At 64.4% G+C, this 1,526-nt stretch carries 2 protein-coding genes; both read right to left on the bottom strand.

The annotated features are described in order from the left end of the window. Positions 1–632, bottom strand: a 632-nt coding sequence (locus EN991_RS35665; RefSeq protein WP_164769638.1) for an ABC transporter ATP-binding protein, incomplete at its 3' end; no start/stop codon positions are given. 11 nt (positions 633–643) lie between these two features. Further along, a partial coding sequence (gene ntrB, locus EN991_RS35660) for a nitrate ABC transporter permease (protein ID WP_127370484.1) occupies positions 644–1,526 on the bottom strand: 883 nt, incomplete at its 5' end.

Genomic DNA, 1,526 nt, shown 5'->3' with positions numbered 1-1,526 from the left:
AGGACGATGCGGTGGGAGAGCAGCACCGCCTCGTCGACGTCATGGGTGATCATGATCGTCGTCGAGCCGAGCCTGGAATGGATGTCCATCACCGCGTCCTGCAGATGGGCCCGCGTCAGCGCATCGAGCGCGCCGAACGGCTCGTCGAGCAGCAGGATCTTCGGCTCCATCGCCAGCGCCCGGGCGATACCGACGCGCTGCTTCATGCCCCCGGAGATTTCCGCCGGGCGTTTGTCCTTGGCATGCGCCATCTGCACGAGGTCGAGATTGCGCATGATCCAGTCATGCCGCTCGACTTTGCTCTTCGAACGTCCGAAGACCTTCGACACCGCCAGGTTGATGTTTTCGTAGACGGTCAGCCACGGCAGCAGCGAGTGGTTCTGGAACACCACGGCGCGTTCCGGTCCAGGGCTGTCGACCTCCTTGTCCTCGAGCAGCACGGCGCCGGCCGACACCTTGGTCAGCCCGGCGATCAGATTGAGCAGGGTCGACTTGCCGCAGCCGGAATGGCCGATGATGGAGACGAATTCGCCCTTGTCGATGGTCAGCCTGATGTCCTTCAACACCTCGCTGACCTGGGCACCACGCGTGAAGGATTTGTCGATATGGTCGAGCTTCAGATAGGCCGTCATCGCCCCTCTCCTCACTTTGCTGTTGTGCCGCGGGTGACGAAGGCGCCGACCGCCGCGACCAGCCGGTCGAGGCAGAAGCCGGTGACGCCGATATAGGCGAGCGCGACGATGATGTCGGGCAGCCGCGACGAGTTCCACGCATCCCAGATGAAGAAGCCGATGCCGACGCCGCCAGTCAGCATTTCAGCGGCGACGATGGCGAGCCAGGATAGGCCGATGCCGATCCTCAAGCCGGTGAAGATGTAAGGCGCGGCGGCCGGCACCATGATCTTGACGAAGAATTCGAACTGGTTGAGCCGCAGGATGCGCGAGACGTTGCGGTAGTCCTCGGGAATGTTGCGCACGCCGACCGCGGTGTTGATGATGATTGGCCAGATCGAGGTGATGAAGATGACGAAGATCGCCGACGGGCTGGAATCACGGAACGCCGCCAGCGACAGCGGCAGCCAAGCCAGCGGCGGCACCGTGCGCAGGATCTGGAACACCGGGTCGAGGCCGCGCATCGCCCAGATCGACTGGCCGACCAGCGCACCGAGCGCGACGCCGACGACCGCCGCCAGGCCGAAGCCGACGGCGACGCGCTGCAGCGAGATCAGCACGCGCCAGGCCAGACCTATATCCTGCGGGCCATTGTCGAAGAACGGATGCGCTATCAGGTCGTAAGCCTCGTTCCACACCTGGGTCGGCGGCGGCAGGCTCGATGTCGGCGACGAACAGGCGATCTGCCAGACGACCAGCATCAGCGCGATGACGATGATGGGCGGCACCAGCGCACTCGCCAGTTTGCCGGCGATGGCGAGCGGCTCGAAGCGGCGCCGTGCCTTGGCAGTGAAGGCGATGACCTCCGCCGGCTTGGCGGGAAATGCCTTTCCCTTGGTGTCCTCGCTAGTCTTG

The sequence above is a fragment of the Mesorhizobium sp. M7A.F.Ca.US.005.03.2.1 genome, assembly GCF_003997795.1.
In the GTDB taxonomy this organism is placed as follows: domain Bacteria; phylum Pseudomonadota; class Alphaproteobacteria; order Rhizobiales; family Rhizobiaceae; genus Mesorhizobium; species Mesorhizobium ciceri.
This window is presented reverse-complemented; position numbering and strand designations above follow the sequence as displayed.